Annotated in this window: 19 protein-coding genes; 4 read left to right on the top strand and 15 right to left on the bottom strand. The window is 51.0% G+C overall.

The genetic code is table 11. The annotated features are described in order from the left end of the window. The 9 genes from ABJF76_RS06250 to ABJF76_RS06210 form a co-directional block, all read right to left on the bottom strand. Positions 1-279: AAA family ATPase (locus ABJF76_RS06250; RefSeq protein WP_413822541.1), on the bottom strand; the 279-nt coding region annotated here is incomplete at its 3' end. A gap of 235 nt (positions 280-514) precedes the next feature. After that, the gene (locus ABJF76_RS06245) at positions 515-706 is read right to left on the bottom strand and encodes a hypothetical protein (RefSeq protein WP_413820785.1); all 192 of its coding nucleotides are present in this window, start codon (positions 704-706) and stop codon (positions 515-517) included. Positions 707-1,419: 713 nt separating this feature from the next. Further along, positions 1,420-2,898 carry a hypothetical protein gene (locus tag ABJF76_RS06240; protein ID WP_413822402.1) on the bottom strand — a complete coding sequence of 493 codons (1,479 nt, stop codon included), beginning with the start codon at positions 2,896-2,898 and terminating at the stop codon, positions 1,420-1,422. Between the two features lie 898 nt (positions 2,899-3,796). Continuing rightward, entirely contained in the window at positions 3,797-5,437 is a 1,641-nt protein-coding gene (locus ABJF76_RS06235; protein ID WP_413820782.1) for a terminase large subunit, read from the bottom strand. 3 nt (positions 5,438-5,440) lie between these two features. Further along, complete coding sequence (locus ABJF76_RS06230) at positions 5,441-5,830, bottom strand: phage terminase small subunit P27 family (RefSeq protein WP_413820781.1); 390 nt, start codon at positions 5,828-5,830, stop codon at positions 5,441-5,443. Then, positions 5,827-6,147, bottom strand: a complete 321-nt coding sequence (locus ABJF76_RS06225) for a phage head closure protein (protein WP_413820780.1) — start codon at positions 6,145-6,147, stop codon at positions 5,827-5,829. The genes ABJF76_RS06230 and ABJF76_RS06225 overlap by 4 nt, the downstream gene beginning before the upstream one ends. Positions 6,148-6,149: 2 nt before the next feature. Further along, a complete protein-coding gene (gene gp17, locus ABJF76_RS06220; RefSeq protein ID WP_413820779.1) occupies positions 6,150-6,569 on the bottom strand; it encodes a tail completion protein gp17 in 420 nt (139 codons plus the stop codon). A gap of 3 nt (positions 6,570-6,572) precedes the next feature. Further along, positions 6,573-6,992: an HK97-gp10 family putative phage morphogenesis protein gene (locus ABJF76_RS06215; protein ID WP_413820778.1), complete on the bottom strand. Its 420-nt coding sequence runs from the start codon at positions 6,990-6,992 to the stop codon at positions 6,573-6,575. Continuing rightward, a complete protein-coding gene (locus tag ABJF76_RS06210) occupies positions 6,979-7,278 on the bottom strand; it encodes a head-tail connector protein (protein ID WP_413820777.1) in 300 nt (99 codons plus the stop codon). Before ABJF76_RS06210 ends, ABJF76_RS06215 begins: the two co-directional genes overlap by 14 nt. A 170-nt stretch (positions 7,279-7,448) precedes the next feature. Between ABJF76_RS06210 and ABJF76_RS06205 the strand changes: the two genes are divergently transcribed. Then, a complete protein-coding gene (locus tag ABJF76_RS06205) occupies positions 7,449-7,922 on the top strand; it encodes a hypothetical protein (RefSeq protein WP_413820776.1) in 474 nt (157 codons plus the stop codon). A gap of 311 nt (positions 7,923-8,233) precedes the next feature. Here ABJF76_RS06205 and ABJF76_RS06200 read toward each other — a convergent pair whose 3' ends face one another. From ABJF76_RS06200 to ABJF76_RS06175, 6 genes are all read right to left on the bottom strand, one after another. After that, entirely contained in the window at positions 8,234-8,407 is a 174-nt protein-coding gene (locus ABJF76_RS06200) for a hypothetical protein (RefSeq protein WP_413820775.1), read from the bottom strand. After that, positions 8,404-8,562: an HNH endonuclease gene (locus ABJF76_RS06195; protein ID WP_413821050.1), complete on the bottom strand. Its 159-nt coding sequence runs from the start codon at positions 8,560-8,562 to the stop codon at positions 8,404-8,406. The genes ABJF76_RS06200 and ABJF76_RS06195 overlap by 4 nt, the downstream gene beginning before the upstream one ends. 176 nt (positions 8,563-8,738) lie before the next feature. Beyond that, complete coding sequence (locus tag ABJF76_RS06190) at positions 8,739-9,356, bottom strand: hypothetical protein (RefSeq protein WP_413820774.1); 618 nt, start codon at positions 9,354-9,356, stop codon at positions 8,739-8,741. Positions 9,357-9,421: 65 nt separating this feature from the next. Continuing rightward, positions 9,422-10,990 carry a phage major capsid protein gene (locus ABJF76_RS06185; RefSeq protein ID WP_413820773.1) on the bottom strand — a complete coding sequence of 523 codons (1,569 nt, stop codon included), beginning with the start codon at positions 10,988-10,990 and terminating at the stop codon, positions 9,422-9,424. Then, positions 10,987-11,310, bottom strand: coding sequence for a gene transfer agent family protein (locus tag ABJF76_RS06180; RefSeq protein ID WP_413820772.1), 324 nt, complete (start codon positions 11,308-11,310; stop codon positions 10,987-10,989). The genes ABJF76_RS06185 and ABJF76_RS06180 overlap by 4 nt, the downstream gene beginning before the upstream one ends. Then, positions 11,310-12,554 (bottom strand): phage portal protein, encoded by a 1,245-nt coding sequence (locus ABJF76_RS06175; protein ID WP_413820771.1) that lies wholly within the window; start codon positions 12,552-12,554, stop codon positions 11,310-11,312. The genes ABJF76_RS06180 and ABJF76_RS06175 overlap by 1 nt, the downstream gene beginning before the upstream one ends. Before the next feature lie 208 nt (positions 12,555-12,762). Here ABJF76_RS06175 and ABJF76_RS06170 point away from each other — a divergent pair, with 208 nt between their 5' ends. From ABJF76_RS06170 to ABJF76_RS06160, 3 genes are all read left to right on the top strand, one after another. After that, on the top strand, positions 12,763-13,146 hold the full coding sequence (locus ABJF76_RS06170) for a hypothetical protein (protein ID WP_413820770.1): 384 nt from the start codon (positions 12,763-12,765) through the stop codon (positions 13,144-13,146). Next, on the top strand, positions 13,146-13,805 hold the full coding sequence (locus ABJF76_RS06165) for a toll/interleukin-1 receptor domain-containing protein (RefSeq protein WP_413820769.1): 660 nt from the start codon (positions 13,146-13,148) through the stop codon (positions 13,803-13,805). Before ABJF76_RS06170 ends, ABJF76_RS06165 begins: the two co-directional genes overlap by 1 nt. 865 nt (positions 13,806-14,670) lie before the next feature. Beyond that, positions 14,671-17,870, top strand: a 3,200-nt coding sequence (locus tag ABJF76_RS06160) for a beta strand repeat-containing protein (protein WP_413822540.1), incomplete at its 3' end; no start/stop codon positions are given.

The raw sequence follows: 17,870 nt of genomic DNA, 5'->3' as shown, positions 1-17,870 counted from the left end.
GAAAAGCTGCTCAATCTCGTTCACTTCAAGCGCAAAATACGCTTGGCAGACGGTAGTTCCTTTTGCTTCTTTTCTCCCTTTCCAGTCATCAACGGGCCAGTCTTCGTCAGGGTCGAAGGTCGCTCCATCAACGTAGGGGTTCAAGCAGTATAGCGCCTCAAACAGATTGCTCTTTCCCGCTTCGTTTTGCCCAACAAATGCGGTTACATTTGTTGTTGTGATCCAATCGGAGTCGATAATATTTCGGTAGTTTGTAACTTTAAATTTTTGAATACGCATACTGTTCAATCCTCGTTTATGGACCGATGATACGACAACACGTTTAGATTGTCATGGACTACAGATGTGTATGCTTTGTTGCTTAGCAAATGCCCTGCACTTGATCCACCCGCAACGGTGCCCTCTAAGAGAAGTGATCAAGCGCAGGGCTTTTGATACCGCCTTGCCGGACGATAAGAGTGTTATATCATAACACTCCGAGACCTGCTAGCGGTATCTATCCAAATCATTGCCTCTAAACGACTTTTTTGGCAAAAAGCCCCTCCATTCGACCCGCATCGGGATAGCTCGAAATGCGCTTCAAAACCCGTGCTACAAAATGAGCTAACAGTTTTTGGTTAGCCGTTTCTACGTTGTGGTGAACCCGAGCAAACTTCTCTTGGTAGTGCTTTTCAAGTGCAGTTTGTGCTTTTCTGTTTTCATTCATATTTCTTAATCCTAATTAATTTTCATATACCTTTTCCGATAAGACTTTTCCCCCATAGGTATGATCATTCAAAAAGTAGGCCAAACGGCCTGTGCGATCATACCTATGGGGGAAAGCTTTGATTTCTTTTCGTCAAAGTGGTGAACCGAACCTTGGGTGTCAGCCATGCTAGGCGGTATCCATTGTCCTAGCGATATTCGATGTTTCCTGACCTTGCGGCCAATACGGTTGCAGCCCTAGGGCTGCGCAACATGAGCGACTTTCCTACAATCGCATCATATCAGACGGGTGACACAATCAAGTCAGAGCCGTCATCTTTGCACGCTATGAGTAGCAACCCCTATGATCCGTCCGCCATTTCTAACGGGGCTGGCCATAGGCAATCCAACTTGCATCCTATCGTCTGGATGGCTCCCCGCACCGTCTGGAGTCCGGTTTTCTGGGGGTTCTTTGGCAAGGACGATAACATATCTAGAACGGTCTGACATGAGCGGTCTAGTGTGCGATTGCGGGTGGCCGTCATGGAAATTAGAGGGCGCACTCTCGCGGCTGCGGATTTGGTTTATGTATAGCACGACATGAGGGCGGAACCTAAAGAAAAACGCTTCACCCTGACAAATGAGGTGAAATTCTCATATTAGAAACAGTTGCTTAAGGCTTATCAAATGTGAGACGTAAAACCTTGATTAATCGTGGAATCTTGCAGGTTTTTCCTACCGCCTACCTAGCATATTTCCATTTCTCATTTGGTTTCGTATCTCAGAAACGACTGTAGACCGCATCACACCTTCCATTTCGCGCCCAATGGATTTGGACAAAGCCGCGTCCTGTTCCGGTGTCGCATTGTTACGACCTTCAATCGTGATCGGTGCAGAAACGGAAACAGAGATGTTTTTAAAGTTACCACCCGCCAGCCGTGGTGCATTTCCACCAACCAAACCACCACCGGAGTAGCCACGTTTTGCGGTGCTGTGCAGCCGCTCTAGATTTCCAACACCAATGGCACGGGTTGCGGATTTGCTCATCACGTATTCGCCTTTATGCACAACACCAGCAGGTTGCATCTTGCCACCATCGCCCGTGTAGCCGCCTTCGGAAAAGCCACCGCCGATCACACCAACGATTTTGCCAAGCCAACCGCCAGCATTAGACGCGGTTTCCAACAATCGCTTTTTCAAAGATAGCTTGATGACTTCGATGATGAGCCTGCCAACCGCTTCTTTCGCGGTCAAAGCACCTGTCGCCATTCCCTCAAACACATTCGCGATACTGTTGGCCCCGCGTTGTGAGGCCTCTTGCACTTCGGTAATCTTGCTTGCGGCAAGTTCGGCACTGTTGGAAGCTTGGACATACTCATCTGCCAAACCTTCAATCTGCGCTCTAAGGGCTGGTGTGTCTGCCATGCCAGACCGCAATGCAGCGTTCAAAAGTTCGGCTTTGGTTTGTGCCAATGCCATTGCATCGCCACGTTGGATTTGCGCACCCGTTACATTCAATAGCGCTTCGGCTTCTAGTTTCAGGGCTGCGGTTTCTTCGGCCAAGCTAGTAAGCTCTGCATCCCAATCCGATTGCTCAACCGATCCACCACCGCCAGACGTGGACGCGGGGCGGTCTGGTGTGGTTGCTGCACGTCTTGCTGTATCGGCTGTGATACGGGCTTGTGCAGCGGCTTCGGCTTGTTGCCTTGTCAGCGTCACACCTGCATCGGCGGCGCTCTTTTGAACCGTCACAATTTCGCGCTCTAAATCCAAGCGCTCTTGGGTCATGGAATTGCGGGTGCTTTCTCCGTCCATGAATTCCGCACGGCGTTTTTGATCAGCTTCCCAAGCCCTCATGCTTTCTGCATCGGCTTCGCGGAATACCTGCATCTGCGATGGACCGGACGCACCATCTATGGCGTCCAACACACCCTTGAGGCTTTGGGCTACGCCAAGTGTCTCTAATAGCTGCGTGCCAACGCCAGCAAGAGCAGAAATTACATTTGGAAAATCCGCTCTGTCGATCTCATCAACACGTTCAAAAGCGGCCTGCGCTTCCTTTTGAATCGTGTTTAGCTCAGAACTAAATTGTTCCCCTTCGATTGTGCCATCTGCAAACTGATTTGAAACGTCTGTTGCTGCTTGTGAAAGATTATACATCTCTGCGGCAACGTCATCGTAGCCGTAAGCTCTGAGTAGTTGCACAGATTGCATGATGCTTGACCTGCTTGCCGTGCTTTCTGCTCAAGCTGTGAATAGCTCAAAGTAAGCCCTGCGAGCGGGTCTGGTTCATCACGGGTCACGATATCAACAGTTAGATCAGCCGTAGCAACTGCTATGCGCTTCCCTAGCGTGGCAACTTTGCTCATTAGAACGTTGAATTTTCTATCTAGCTCATCCGCACGGGCAACCACGCTATCATCAAGCACTAGGCCTAATTCATGGGCGCGGTTCACGGTTTGGCGCAAACCGTCTTCGCCCCTATCGATTAGCTCAACAAAGCGTTCACCAGCCGATCCACCAAAGATTTCATCTGCCACGCGGATTTGACCGGACTGGGATAGGCGTTCCATTCGCCCGATCACTTCCAAGAGCAACGCGGACGGGTCTTTGAGTTTGTCGCGCAATTGGTCTGCACCATAGCCAAGCCGTGCAAAGGCTTCGGCGGCTGGCCCTTTGCCTGTCAAAACGAATTCATCCGCCCGAAGGTTTAGTTCTTTGAGGCCATCAATCATTTGATCAACGCTGATCCGGTTTTGCTCTGCTACAAATTTCCATTCTTGGAACGCCTTTAGCGGCACACCTGAGCGCTTGGCCTCATCCCCAAGCTGCGCAACGGCTCTGGTGGTCGCTGCAATCTGGCGCACGGTTTGGATGCTTGCCACACCAGCCAACAATGGCAGGGCCATTTTCTTGAAACCTTTGCCAACGCTTTCACCCATTTCACCATAGGTTTTACGCATCCGGTCTGCGGATTGTTTTGCACGGCGTTCCATTTGCTGCGCACTTCTACGCTGTGTGCGGTTTGCCCGTGCCAATCCTTTTTCAAGCTTATCAATTCTAGCTTCGATAGGGACCACTAGGCCTTGTAATTCATTCATCTCTAAAACTCCTAAAACGTGAATATTTCCGCATCATCGCCAGAATATTGGCTGCGGTTTGTTTCACCTGCTACGGCACGGTGAACCGCCATTGCAGCGGCTACGGCCCCATCAATGCGGTCTGTTTTCGTGCCCTTGTGCATCCGCACTAGGCCTGTCGTTTCATTGCGGCTGGCAACCACACAATCAAAGTGGTGGCGCAAAACAGGGTGTCCATCGTGCCGGATAAGTTTGCCGTTTACGGTGCGCTCTAGATCACCAATAGCCACACCCATGCTCAAAGGGGCTTGGCGTAGCTCAACCACTGGCAAACCATCATCATAAAGGTGCTGCATCATTTGCCGCGCTAGGTATGGATCAAACGCGATTTCTTGCACGTCATAGGTCGCACAAAGTTCTCTTATGTGATCCTCAACCCAATCTGGATCAATGATTGGACCCGTTGTTGGGGTCACAAGCCCATCATCACGCCATTGCTCATAGGGAACCCCGTCACGTTCCGAACGCTCTTTGATGTCATCGGACGGAATAAAGAAATTGGGCTTAACCGTCACTTGCCCGTCATTATGTTTCCATGCTGTGACCACGGCGGCTGTGTCGCCATTCTTTGCCATATCAACACCGATCCAACATGGCAGGCGTTCAAGGTCTGTAGGATCGTCTTCAAAACGTCTGGCGTCATAGGTTGCCATGCTGAATAGAGGGTCACGGCTATTGGCCTGCCAGCGGTTTAGGTTGAATTGCTCAAAGGCCGCTTTGTCTGCGGGTCTGTGTTCGGCCTCTGTCGCCAAGGCCTGCAAACCGCGTTTAGAAGGGAACCCATGCACAAGCCCAGGATTAGCCTTTTCCCAAGTGTCAGGATCATTCCATCTGTCGCCCTCATCGGCTTGGAACAGGATCGGCAAAAACTCAGGATTTATAACTTCGCCTGTCGCTACCTGCAAAGCGTAGTTGTATAGATCGGCGGCTAGATTTTCAGACCCGCGCCCCGCTGTGGTGGCGATGATCATCAAGCTATCATTCACCTTGGCTTGGCCTGATTTAATCGCTTCCCATAGGTCGCGGCCTTTCCAAGCGTGAATTTCATCCACCAGCGTAAATGTTGGCGTTAATCCGTGTGCTGCACCACCATCGGCACTTAACGCCGTTAGGGTGGATTGTGCGGCCTTGAACGTAAGTTGTTTCTTGCTGTTGAATGCATCCCGAATGGTCACGGCGGCTGTAAGGCGCTTATCTTGGCGCACAATGTTTGCCGCTTCCCTAAACCCAATCCCAGCCTGTTCACGATCACACGCCGCAAAAAGGCATTGCCCCGCCGGAACACGTTCTGGCCCAAACAAGTGCAGCAATGAAAGCGCCGCGCTTAAGCTTGTTTTGCGATTGCCACGGGGCAGCAACATGAAAACAGTTTTGACCACACGGCTACCGTCAGGATGGCGTGGTGCATAAATCCTGCGCACAATGCGCTCTTGGAATGGATGCAGTTGGAAAGCGTTTGGATGAGTGCTTGGCGGTGCATTGGTGTTATCCGCCGCCGGATGCCTCAAGGTTTTGAGAAAGCGCACGGCTCTATCACCAGACCCCGTAGGATCGGCAATTTCAGACCCGTCATAAATCCAAGATGGATAGCTTTTGGAAACCGCTGCGCCCATACATCACACCGCCAAAGGGTTGTCAGCGTCATCATCATTGGAAATGCCGCCTAACTTGGCACGGCTAACAGGTGTCAGGCCAAATTCGGCTGCAAGCTGTCGCGCTGTTGTCGCGGCGCGGTTCATCACGCCAAACATTGGCACGTTGATAACGCCGTCATTTTCAGAACGGTTTTGCTCAACCGTCCGGATGATCCCGACCATCGCACAATAGGTTTCTACGCCGGACATATCCGCTTTTGTCACAATTTGCCGCTCGATCAGAAACGGCATAACGCGCCGCCATTCATCCTTGGCGTATTTATCCAAGTGTTTTGGTGGTTGCGGCGCACGTTTCAAAGCTTGTGCATCCGGTTTCAAAGTTGGTTTGCGGCCTTGTCCATTCGCATTCATTGCACCAACACCCCGCGCAATTCTTGGCCGTGCTTGCGCCCTAACTCTGTTATCCCCTCAAGGTCATAGGCTTGGCCTTCAAATGTGATCCGATCATTGGTTGTTAGATCAGGGATAAACCGGACGCGGAAAACAACTTGGCCTGCGTCTGCATTGCCAAAGGCCTCAAGATCATCGGCACTGGATAGCTCAATCTTTTCGGCTCTTATTGTGTGCAGGGGTGTCCATGATTTAGACACACCACCGCTTGCGCTTACCGTCTCAGAAAGCCGCGTGATTGTGATTTGGCGGTCTAGGTTCCCGCTTCTAATCTTCATGTTTAAGGCCTCCAAAGGATTGCAGCCTCAACCGTCCCAACGCCGTGCGCATAGGATTTGTCGGGGTCAGGGTCGCGGATGTAGCGAAAAGATGGGCGGGTATAATCTACAAAGATTGCGCCGTCTGGCGTTGGTGCATCCCAAAGAACGTGGGTCAGCACCGCGCCGATGTTTTGCGCAAGGTTTGCCCCTGCATCCATCGCCCAAATGTGCAGGTCCAAGAAAACCCGTGTGCAATATTGTCCACCAGCCGCACGGCCAAGGTTCATCGTTTGCGGGTTCGCCAAGATCACACTTGGGAAATTGTCAGGCCGCGTTGGACCCGTGCGAATGCTATCTGCATCCACCAGTGCCAACACTTCGGGGCTTTCTATGAGGGTTTTGCGCACCGCTGTTTGCAGAGTGATTGTTGGATCAATCATTGTTCATGCCCTCCTAGCGACATTGCGGATAGCTTTGCCAATCGCACGGGATATGCGGCGCACCGCTTTGGGTTTTGCGATACGGGTGGCAGGCCGCATAAACGGCTGCGCTTCCATTTTTACCGTTCCGAATTCTTGCAAGTGACCATGCCGCACTTGTTCATTGCCTACCGTCACTAAAGCTTGGTTGGCTTGCGCTGTGCGTTTACCGCCGCCCTCTGCATAGGCTGGCGTTGTTCGGTTTGGCGGTGTGACCGCAATGGACGCTTTCAAATCGCCCTCATCCTCCGGCACAAGCAAGCGCATCGTGCTGGCAACCTCATCCGCACCCTTGATCAAGGCGGGTTCAAGCTGTTCCACAATCTCTTTTGGTATGCTCTTAAGCTGTTTTTGCAGCCGTATGCTTTGATCAGTTAATGACATGGCCTGTCACACTTTCTCTGTAGCTGTTCAACAGTTCACGCACACCGAATGGGACCGGTGCAGTGGTCAGGCCAAAGCTTGCAGCTTCCCTTTGTTCACACCAAAATGCCCCAAGCATTAGCGCCGCTTCGGTTAGGATCGGGTCGCTAGGATCAAAGGGTGTTCCGGTGTTTTTGCCGATCCAAAGCTCTGCTACGGCCAGCTTGTGCGCCAATAGGTCGTCATCCAAAGCATGGGTGATGTTGAGTTGAGATTTAAGCAATGTGGTTGGTGTCTGTGCTGTCATAATTGTTATCCTGAAAATGGATTTGAAAAGTCTAATTTAATGGATCTCTTGTGCGGACTTCCCCGCGCCGGTCCCCGAATTGCCTCTAAAGTTCTGGACCACCCCCGTTGATTGTGACTGCTTAGAAAGTGCATAGCCCTCGGAAAGAAATTTTGTTTTGGAGATTGCTGATGGAATTTGCTCAAATTGGAGAAATGATTGGTCTTGCGTCCAGCGCAGCGGGTGCGACTGGTAAGGCAGCGGACACGATTCAAACCATCAAGGGACTTTTCCAAAGTGGGTCCGAACCCGACACAGATCAGGCCGCAAAATTGCTGAACGCACTCGCTACAGAGCTTACAGCGGCTAACATGATGAATGTTGAGGTTAGCACCGCCCTGAAAGCGTTGAGCCAAGAGCTCTACAAGCAAGATGAGTTTGAAAAAGAAAAAGGACGATACGAGCTTTATCGAACGAGGCAAAATGATATGGTTTTCAAGCTCAAAACCGATCAATCTAATGGGCAACCGGATCACTTTATCTGCCCTGTTTGCTTGAACCGCGACAAACTTGTCAGTTTTATCGTTGGCGAAGGTGACTACAAGATTTGCCAAACGGACCGAAGCCACCATTTCAAGTTTGATTATACGCCAATGCAATTTTAAAGCGGCTCTTCTTGGATTTGAGAATCTTTTCATAGAATAATCAATCCACAGCCATGTTTTTCGCCTTTTACTCTCGCAGGCGCCAAAGCCCGTTCTATCGGCCAACCTTTCTTAAGACGGTTGGTGATAAGCGAAGGTGCAACGCCAATACGTTCTGCCCATTGTGTGAGCGTGTAGGTTTGGCCGTTGTGGGTGATTGATTTGCCTCTAGAGGCTGTGTTCTTTGTCATCACCAATTCTTCGGGTGTTGGCGCATCCCGTAGTTTTGCTTGCATACGTGAACGCACTGCATCTGCATCCATGCCAGCCAATTAACAGACCGTATCAAAATCCACGTTAGGTTTGGTCAGGTAGTCTCTTGCATCTGTTACTTTGCGCAACCGCTTGGCTATGTCGTTGCTTGATCCACGCACACCTTGAAAGGCGTCTTCGATTGCCGCGTGTAGGACTTCCATCCAAAGATATTGTGCGCCGCGTTCAATCATTGGCTGCGCTCCAATCGTTGTTTGTGTTTGTTGTGGCAACGGGTGCAAAGCGGTTGCCAGTTGGACCGATCCCAAAACAGATTGGTGTCGCCTTTGTGTGCAATGACGTGATCCACAAGGGTTGCACGTTGTCCGCATTGGCAATGTTGGTGCATTTCTAGGAAGTGCTTAGATGCCTTGCGCCATTGGTGTGTATAGCCGCGTTGTGAGGCGGTTGGTCTGTTGCGGTCATGGCGTTGGTTGCGTTCACGCTTAAGCTGGCGTTGGCAGGCGCATTGTTCTTTGGCCGGAACAGTTTTGTTACATCTGACACATAGGCGGGGAAACGTGGTCATTGGCGCACACTCCCCAAACCGCTTAGGGATTGTAGGCCTTGGCGGTCAAATTCAGGATCAAGGCCAGCTTCGATATTTGCTTGGCGTTGCTTATCTGAAATATCGGATTGTTCGATGTCATCACCACCATGCATCGCCTTGAGCTTGGTTGTGTGCGCAATGAATGCTTGCGTGATTTCTTGCGGTGTAGCTTGCCACGCCTGTTCCGGATTCCAACCAAGCCAACCCGTAGCTAGGCCGAACAGATCAGAATAGACAGTAGACCAAGGCACGGCCTTTTGTGCCGTTTGCGGTGTTTCTGTGCTCGTGTCTGGATCACTTGGCAGCAATGCACTAATAAGCCGGAAAAGCTGTGCTTGTGTGGCAAGCATAAAGGCCTGCACTGGCGTATTTCTGGACGCGGCTAGAAACGCCTCGGCCTCTTGGCGCGGTGCTGAATTGGAGATGAGCGCCGCAACGGTTGCCGTGTCAAATTCTTCAAGCTTTTTGATCAGGTTTGGAAACCCGCCGTGCATCGCTTCCATGCGGATTGCGCAGCGCAGCGTAGGGCGCAAATATGCGACCTTGCCAGCGTAATCCAACGCGAATTCCTGATATGTTGCAGCATAATCCAAATGGGTTTCCAAAGTTTTGAAGGGTTAGAACGCCCCATATTTGGGGCGCTCTTGGGTGCTTACCTTTAGGCTGCACACTTGATTTTCACGAAACGATCCGGATGGGTCAGATCAGCTCCAACCCGCTTACGTGCATGGAAACGGACTTGGCCGTTTGTCGCCAGCGTGTAGGGGTCGCGTAGGGTTGTCAGGCCAATGCGGTCCACAATGCGATAGCCGGACATATCACCAAACAAGATTGGGAATTTGCCAGCGCCAAGATCATCCATATCAGTCATCTCAACCACTGGACGACCAAGCAACGTAGACGGCGCACCTTCCGAAATTGGATCAAGCACAAGGTAGCGTCCGTTTCCATCTTTCCATTGGCGCACAATTGCCAGCGTGTTGCGGTTCATCAACCAAACACCGTTCTGCGCATAGGTGGTTGGAATCTTGTGGTAGGCGGCAATGAGAACGTCCGCAGGGTTGGACGTAGGGAATGCAGCGGCTGCACCCGTAACCATCTCTTGGATGCCATTGCCTGTCGCCATGATGCCTTTTGGCTGGCCTGTTCCCGTGCCTTTGACGAAGGCTAGACCTTCGGTTTTGGCGAAGCTTTCTGCATAGTCTTGCAGCAATTCGCCTTCCAAGCCGTAAGCGTTGTCCTCTAGCAGAGCGTTGGAAACGTCTGTGAAGGTTGCTAGCTCATGGGCTGCTAGTTTTACTTGCTCAAAGGTCATGCCTGTATCGGTGCGGTTGGCGATTTCTGCCACCCATGATGCAGACGTGCCAGTGACGCGGCGCGGGTAAACAATCTCAGGGGCAGAAATGTTGATCACACGCGCATATTGGCGGATGGGCGAAAATTCAGTCAAAAGCTTGATCAGCTCATTGCCTGTTTCTTCGGGTGCCAGATAGCCGCCGTTTGCGTCATTTGAGACAGTCAGGGCTTTGATTTCATCCGCATCCATACGCTCAACACCACGGCGCAAGAAATTGCCGTAAGCTTTTGTGTCAGCGTCTTTTGGCTGCGCAATGTGAAGGCCTTGTGGACGGTTCGCCTTGGCCTCAAGTTGATCCAAGCGCTTTTGAACGGCGTCAAAGGCTTTCAAACCTACGGTTGGTGCATCATTTGCCGGAGTGGTCACGGTTACCAGTTCAAGTTCTTCGTTTTCCATTTGTAAAATGTCCTTATTGAAAATGGGTTCTGTGCCATCGGATTTTAGGGAAGTGATTTGCGCGTCCGGATGGCACGGAACGGCGACAATGGAGATTTCTAATAAATTCGCTTTTGTAATGGTGCGGCCCTTGGGGTTGCGCTTGCTGTCTTTGGTTTCAAACCCGATAGACAAGCCGTTCACGGCCTTAGACTTGATCAGCGCGTGTACCTCTTTGGCCTTGGCAATTTCATCCACCAGCAAGCGGCCTTTAACTTCTACGCCTTGGCCTGTGTCTTTGATTTCAGACCAAACGCCGATCACTTCGGATTGGTCATGGCTCCAAAGCATGGGAAGTTGTTGCGGTGCGGCAAGCGCCCCTTTGGTCATTACATCGCCAACACGGTCTGGAATGCCCCAAGGCCATGCTAGGCCTGTGATTTCGCCAGTGTCAGACACTTCTAGGTTTGCTTTGATTTCTAGGAATTGGGTCATTGGGTTGCGTCCTCTTCGGATGCTTTAGTTTCGCCCCAACGCGCATCCAAAATATCCAACGCCAATGGGTAGATTTCATGGATAGGACGGTTTGTGCCGTATGTTGTGGAAAGGGTTTTGGCTTGCTCTGGTGACTTGCCGCCGCCGATCAATCCAAGCCGGATGACTTCGGTTAGATCAGTAAGGGAAAACGCCATATTCACGGCGCGAAGGTAGAGCGCCCCAATGCCAAGATCAGTTTTGCGTTCAAGCTCTAGGATCATCTCATCTGTGAGTGCGAAGGTGTATTTTTGGTCGCCAAAGAATTGTTCGGTGTTCATCAAGCGGCGTCCTCATTGTCAGGGGTGGCAGGTGCATCATCTGCGTTGTCTGGTGGTGGTGTGCTTGCCGAAGTGGTGTAGGGATTGGAAAGGACGTTGCCGCCCTCAATAGCTGGCAGGTTCAATTCTTTACGCACCTCATTGGCGGTTACTGCACCCATTGCGCGATATTGAGAAAAGGCGTTTGCCTTGGCCGCGTGATCGGCGCTCAAAAGGCTTTCCACGTCAAATGCAATGGACAGTTCATCCCGCTCTTGATCGGTCAAAAGACAACGTGCGTAACCCCATTCCCAAGACTTGATCCAAGGGGCCAAGGTGAGCGTTAGGAATTGGCGCATCATCTGTTCTGTGTTGGACCAAGTGCCGCGTGTCAGTTCAAACAAGAGGGTTGGTGGAACGCGGAATGCACGGGCGATTTCGCGGATTTGCTCAAGACGGTTTTCCGCAAACTGTGTGTCCGCAAGCGTCATAGACAGTTGTTTGTAGTCCATGCCCTCATCAAGCAAAGCCGTGCCACCTGCGCTTTTGCCACCGTGGGTGGCAAACCAGCTTTCCGCCAGTTTCTTTTTGGCTTCTACGTCCAAAACCTTTTGCGCTTTGATCACGCCGGATGGACGGCCACCATTTGAGAAAACGCCGCTCATATGGCTTTCAAATTGCATGGCTAGGCCAATCGCTTCGCGGCCAAGTGAGATTGGGGAAGCTGCACCAAATGCCTCAACACGCAAAATGTCTTTATAGGATTTTCTGGTTTGGCCTTGGCCTTCGGGGTTCACCAGAAAGTAGGGTTCGCCGTCCGGTTCCAGCACCATCTGGCAGCGCCCATGCTCAAGGCGATGTAACTCAAGCGGTGTTCCATCGGCGTTGCGGATAACCAGCGCATGGCCTGCACCGTGCATAAGCGCATCTAGCGTAAGCTGTTCCCGTAGCTGTGCCGCGCTTGTCCAAGGGTTCGCCTCTTTGTGGATGAGCTTATGTGCCGGATGATCCTTTAGAATGTCTTTGCTTTCCCCATCGTGCAGCTTTGCAGGTAGGGAACCCATCGTTTCACTGATTAAGCCTACCGCACATGCAACCGCCGGAACCCGAAGGGCAGACGTTGCAGAGACCGCAATGCCGGATGATGTGGGTATCGCCCCGAAAAGGCTAAGCGCTTCGGAGTCGGTCAAGGAAATAGATTTTGTTTCGTGTGGTGCAGCCTTCGGGGTAATTCTTAGGGCGCGTCTGAGTTTTTGAAATGCCATTGTGTCAACAAATTATGTAAGTAATGCTGACATATTAACATAAGCACGGGAATCCGTCTAGGGCAGTGTTGTGGTATAACTATTCCACTTGGGACTTAACTAAGTTGATTCAGGCCTCAATGATTGATATGGAATGACAGGCGGTCGCCGACAATTTTGGAATAGTGATATTGTATACGTTTATACTGAGTCCTAAGGTTTTAAATCGTTGAATTACGTTGTTGCGCTATGCATACCCATGGTTTTGATATTGCTCGGGGCTTTGGTAAAAAAGCTGGTTAGAGGGACTGCATTTCAAGCAAGCGACTTTTTCTTGGGTGTTGAATTGTCATTGGCAGCACTTACCTCCTCGCTGATTTTCATTTTTGAAGTGTCTGGCTCCAGCACTGCCGATCAATCCAAGGCGGTTCCTCTTGGGATTTTCACTGCATCCTGCCTCTTCCTTTTCTTCGTAGTTATGGCCTTCCATCAGGATTGGGAAAAAAGACCACAGAACCCTCGCGGCCAATTCGTATGGCTTGGCGGCTTTTGTAATTTGATCGGCATCGGACTGCTTTCAAGCTTTGTGTTGTTTGTAAAAGGTATCCAATGATGCGTAGTTCAGAAAACCTAAAAAAACTCGTCGCTGTTGCAACAATGATAAGTCTTATATTGACTGGGTTTGGGTTGGTAGCAATTGAAGGCAAAACCCTAGATTTCATTCTAACCGATTTGGGCTGGCGGCCAGAAATTGTGGTAGCATTGTTCGGTCTTTCTGCTTCAATATTTGCGAGTGTGATCTGTTCAAAAATAATCCGACGTAGTCATCTTAGACGAAGAGCAAGACGGGTTTTCATTATCTATCCACACGAGAGCAAGCAAGAAGCGCGGGATATGGCGGAGCTACTTCAAAAGAACGATGTGGAACCTTGGCTGGATATCAATGAGATTTCGGCAGGCGAAGTATGGAGAGATGCAATTGCACAAGCGCTTGATGAAAGCGCGATGGCGGTGGTTTTGCTTACTGAACACTCTGGTTCAAGTGAGTTTGTTAAGTCTGAAATCAAGGCTGCTGTTCACAATCTTGAAGCGCGAGATAAGAAAACTAGTCCCGTTATCCCTGTTCTATATGAAGGCGGAGAGGTTCCTAGCTCCTTGCGTCACATTCATTATGTAGACATGTCGGAACCAGACGCAGAGGCTTTCTTAGTCAAAAGCATCTTTCGTGCAATGGAGCGTGTGGTTGAGGAGAAACTTGCAATTCAGATTTAGCGCTATACTTTTTGCTATACATGTTGTGATGCGGCATTAATATTTGTTTATACAAATCAATATCTTGCAACTTCGCCCCGTTGAATCTGGCGGACTTCGCATCCGCCACCTAACTCTCTGTTTTTATTGACTGGAATGATCGGGAAGTAAATTGGCGATTTCGCTGTGTCGCCGGGGCGAAAACAGCGATTGCCCAATAGTTGCCTAGAATCTTGTGCTTCTTTTGGCGATCGGCGATGGAAGGCTGGGGATTTTTGGCACGTTTGGGCGGGAAGCAGACTCCAAACTTGGCGCGACCCGTGGCGGTATCGTTCTCAAACATCTCAGGTTTAATCGTTACGCCATAGTCACGCTTTAAAATGCAGATGTTATCTGAAATCCACACGGGACTAGCGGCCAGGACGGGTTGCGCCATTGCCCCCCTGCGTATGCCGAATGAAAACCAAACCATGAAGCCATCTGCGCGCCATCGGCATAGACCTGCAAGACGTGGCAACTTGTTACCATCGATGCCCGTCAGTCTTCATTACCAAAAAAAATTTGGCAGAACCCTCAGTGACCGGCATGGCCGTACAGAAAGTAGTTCCGGAAAAATCAACCCATGAGGGTTTTTTAAGTAACTTCATGAAATCCGTCACTTACGGCATCACACACGTTAAAGTTGGACCTCCCTTGGCAAGCCAGGACAACTATTTTGTTCGCCACCCAATTATCACAAACTTGTGAGGTCCGTTCGCGCTGATAAATGCACAAAAGCCCAATTCGACACAGTGTGGACATGTTTTGGCAAAAAAATGTGCACAAAGTTGCATGAGCAAGCCCCTAACTTCGACAGCGGGTCGAGAGCAACTGATGGGTTACGAGTTTGGACAAAGATTTAGATGGTATTGAGGATAGCCTCGACCTTGACGACGACAATGACGGTATTTTGGACGTTGATGAAGGCGGGCCGACAATTGGCGCGTCTGGTCTGTATCAGGTCTTGGGTCCGCAGTTGTTCCAATATGACTTCTCGACCAACGACTATGTTCCTGTAGGTGAAGAACAAGATTTCCTGTACAACGCCCTAGGGTATGACCCCGGAACGGATGACGGTGGCAGCGATGACATTATATATGCCATCGCGCGATCATCCGGCGACGACAGTAACGGTGTAGCGGTCGCAAATCGCGACCTTGTCTCAGTGAACGTCACAACTGGCGAAACCACACATATTGCCGACCTGTCCTTTTTCGACACCGACGGCACGCCAATTTCGGACAACGGTTCCGTTGCTGGTACTTTTACAGATGGCGCGTACTTTATTCGCTCGACCTCCGATAACAGCTTGTTCGAAGTGGATACCGCCACAGGTGAAGGCACTAAACTTGCTGGCAGTGACGGGTTTACCGTTTCCGATTTTGCGGCCATCGATGGCGTGTTTTACGGTGTCCACCAGGATACGTTTTACCAATTTGACTCAAACGACCCATCTGCGACAGTCGAAACCATCACATTAAGCGATGATATCCCTGATGTATCCTTTGGGTCGGTTTGGGTTGTGAATGGCGATCAATTGCTGCTGCAAAATAACGATGGCAACATTTACGAATTGATCGGTTTTGACACTGGATCGCCAGAACTGGTCTTCGTTGCAAGTTCTCCGGGGACAACCCAGAACGATGGCGCGGGCGATCCAAATCTTGTGATCTCGTTTGGGACAGACACGGACGGAGATGGGGTCCAAGATCACCTTGATCTCGACAGCGACAACGACGGCATCAGTGACATCCAAGAAGGCGGGCTGGATATTTCCGCCTTCGATACAGATGGAAATGGCACGATTGATGCAAGCGAAATTGTTGACACCAACAATGACGGGTTAGACGACCGCGTTGACGAGCTTGACGGCACGCTAGACGGCCAAGTGGCCGCCCCGCGCGACACTGACGGTGACGGTGTTGCCGATTTCCTTGATCTCGACAGCGACAATGACGGCGTGTCTGATCTGCAAGAAAGCGGCATCAGCCCACTCTTGAATGGTAACAGCGACGGCCAAATCGGCATCCTAGGGGGCGGCGTTGCAGATCTGAACCAAAACGGCATCGCGGATGTCGTGGAAACTGCAACCGGCGTGCCAGTTCCACAAGACAGCGACAATGATGGCATTGCGGATTACATTGATCTGGATTCAGACAATGACGGCATTTCTGATTATATCGAAAGCCAGCCGACGGCAGATTTCGTAGCTTACGACGATACGGATACCGACGGCGATGGGGTGATTGACCTTGTCGACACAACCACAGGCCAAGGCGGGACGTTTAACCCCACCCTTGCTGACACCGATGGTGACGGTGATGCGGATTTGCTCGACACCGATACCGACAATGATGGATTTAACGACAGCTCTGAAAGTGGGTTAACCGAAACAGGCACGTCCACAAATGGCATCGATGACGGATCAAACGTCACGTTTGCGGATCAAGACGGTCAGACAGGCAACACGCAAACCGGTGTGGATGGTCTCGAAGACGGTCTCGCGAATGGAAACGACGCCGATGCAAGTGATGTCGATTTCCGGTCTATTGATGACGGTGATGGTGACGGCATCGCTGACAACATCGACCTAGACGACGACAACGATGGCATCTTGGATGTTGCTGAAGGCGCACCAACAACGGGCGCATCTGGCTTGTACCAGGTCTTGGACTCACAGTTATTTCAATATGATTTTGAGAGTAACGACTACATTGCCGTCGGCGAAGAACAGGGTTTTCAATATAACGCCCTTGCCTATGACGAAGGCACAGATGACGGCGGTGCCGATGACATCCTGTATGCCATCGCACGTGAAGACGGGTTCGACAGCAACGGCGACCCGGTTGCGTTCAGCGATCTCGTTTCTATTGATGTCACAACCGGTGAAGCCACGCATATTGGTGACCTTTCACTTGTCGATGCGAATGGCGCGTCAGTTGCGGACACCGGATCCTTTGCGGCCGCCTTTGCGGATGGTTCATACGTTATACGCGCAACCACCAGTAACAGTTTGTTTAAGGTTGATCCCACTACAGGCGAAGGCGTCGAGATTGCAGGGAGTGACGGATTTCTCGCTGCTGATTTTGCGGCCATTGATGGCGTGTTTTACGGCGTCAGTGCAGATACGCTGTACGCGTTCGATTCAAACGCAGCATCCCCGTCTGTGGAAACGACCACGCTTGTAGACAACGTACCCGATGCGGCCTTTGGTTCTGTTTGGGTTGTGAATGGCGATCAACTGTTGTTGCAAAACAACGATGGCAATCTGTACGAGCTGACAGGGTATGACACAGACAACCCGGAACTTGTCTTCGTCGCAAATTCTCCTGCGACGAACAGCAATGACGGCGCCGGCGATCCAAACCTTGTGATCTCGTTTGGGACGGACACGGACGGAGATGGGGTTCAAGATCACCTTGATCTCGACAGCGACAACGACGGTATCAGTGACATCCAAGAAGGCGGGTTGGATATTTCCGCCTTCGATACAGATGGAAATGGCACGATTGATGCAAGCGAAATTGTTGACACCAACAATGACGGGTTAGACGACCGCGTTGACGAGCTTGACGGTACGCTTGACGGCCAAGTGGCCGCCCCGCGCGACACAGATGGTGACGGTGTCGCCGATTATCTTGATCTCGACAGCGACAATGACGGCGTGTCTGATCTGCAAGAAAGCGGCATCAGCCCACTCCTGAATGGTAACGGCGATGGCCAAATCGGCATCCTGGCGGGCGGCGTTGCAGATCTAAACCAAAACGGCATCGCGGATATTTTGGAAACGTCAACCGGCGTGCCAGTTCCACAAGACAGCGATAACGATGGCATTGCGGATTACATCGATCTGGATTCAGACGATGACGGCATTTCAGATTATATCGAAAGCCAGTCGACGGCAGATTTCGTAGCTTACGACGATACTGATACCGACGGCGATGGGGTGATTGACCTTGTCGACACAACCACAGGCCAAGGCGGGACGTTTAACCCCACCCTTGCTGACACCGATGGTGACGGTGATGCGGATTTGCTCGACACCGA

The organism is Tateyamaria sp. (assembly GCF_039940735.1).
In the GTDB taxonomy this organism is placed as follows: domain Bacteria; phylum Pseudomonadota; class Alphaproteobacteria; order Rhodobacterales; family Rhodobacteraceae; genus Tateyamaria.
The sequence above is the reverse complement of the archived record's forward strand: the minus strand, read 5'-3'. Positions and strand labels throughout refer to the sequence as shown.

Excerpts from the sequence above, each read along its gene's own strand:
- ABJF76_RS06210 (WP_413820777.1), bottom strand. The coding sequence starts at position 7,278 with ATGACAGCACAGACACCAACCACATTGCTTAAATCTCAACTCAACATC.
- ABJF76_RS06180 (WP_413820772.1), bottom strand. The coding sequence starts at position 11,310 with ATGAACACCGAACAATTCTTTGGCGACCAAAAATACACCTTCGCACTC.
- ABJF76_RS06225 (WP_413820780.1), bottom strand. The coding sequence starts at position 6,147 with ATGAAGATTAGAAGCGGGAACCTAGACCGCCAAATCACAATCACGCGG.
- ABJF76_RS06235 (WP_413820782.1), bottom strand. The coding sequence starts at position 5,437 with ATGGGCGCAGCGGTTTCCAAAAGCTATCCATCTTGGATTTATGACGGG.
- ABJF76_RS06230 (WP_413820781.1), bottom strand. The coding sequence starts at position 5,830 with ATGAATGCGAATGGACAAGGCCGCAAACCAACTTTGAAACCGGATGCA.
- ABJF76_RS06215 (WP_413820778.1), bottom strand. The coding sequence starts at position 6,992 with ATGTCATTAACTGATCAAAGCATACGGCTGCAAAAACAGCTTAAGAGC.
- ABJF76_RS06185 (WP_413820773.1), bottom strand. The coding sequence starts at position 10,990 with ATGACCCAATTCCTAGAAATCAAAGCAAACCTAGAAGTGTCTGACACT.
- ABJF76_RS06205 (WP_413820776.1), top strand. The coding sequence starts at position 7,449 with ATGGAATTTGCTCAAATTGGAGAAATGATTGGTCTTGCGTCCAGCGCA.
- gp17 (WP_413820779.1), bottom strand. The coding sequence starts at position 6,569 with ATGATTGATCCAACAATCACTCTGCAAACAGCGGTGCGCAAAACCCTC.
- ABJF76_RS06165 (WP_413820769.1), top strand. The coding sequence starts at position 13,146 with ATGCGTAGTTCAGAAAACCTAAAAAAACTCGTCGCTGTTGCAACAATG.
- ABJF76_RS06175 (WP_413820771.1), bottom strand. The coding sequence starts at position 12,554 with ATGGCATTTCAAAAACTCAGACGCGCCCTAAGAATTACCCCGAAGGCT.
- ABJF76_RS06200 (WP_413820775.1), bottom strand. The coding sequence starts at position 8,407 with ATGATTGAACGCGGCGCACAATATCTTTGGATGGAAGTCCTACACGCG.
- ABJF76_RS06245 (WP_413820785.1), bottom strand. The coding sequence starts at position 706 with ATGAATGAAAACAGAAAAGCACAAACTGCACTTGAAAAGCACTACCAA.
- ABJF76_RS06195 (WP_413821050.1), bottom strand. The coding sequence starts at position 8,562 with ATGCACCAACATTGCCAATGCGGACAACGTGCAACCCTTGTGGATCAC.
- ABJF76_RS06240 (WP_413822402.1), bottom strand. The coding sequence starts at position 2,898 with ATGCAATCTGTGCAACTACTCAGAGCTTACGGCTACGATGACGTTGCC.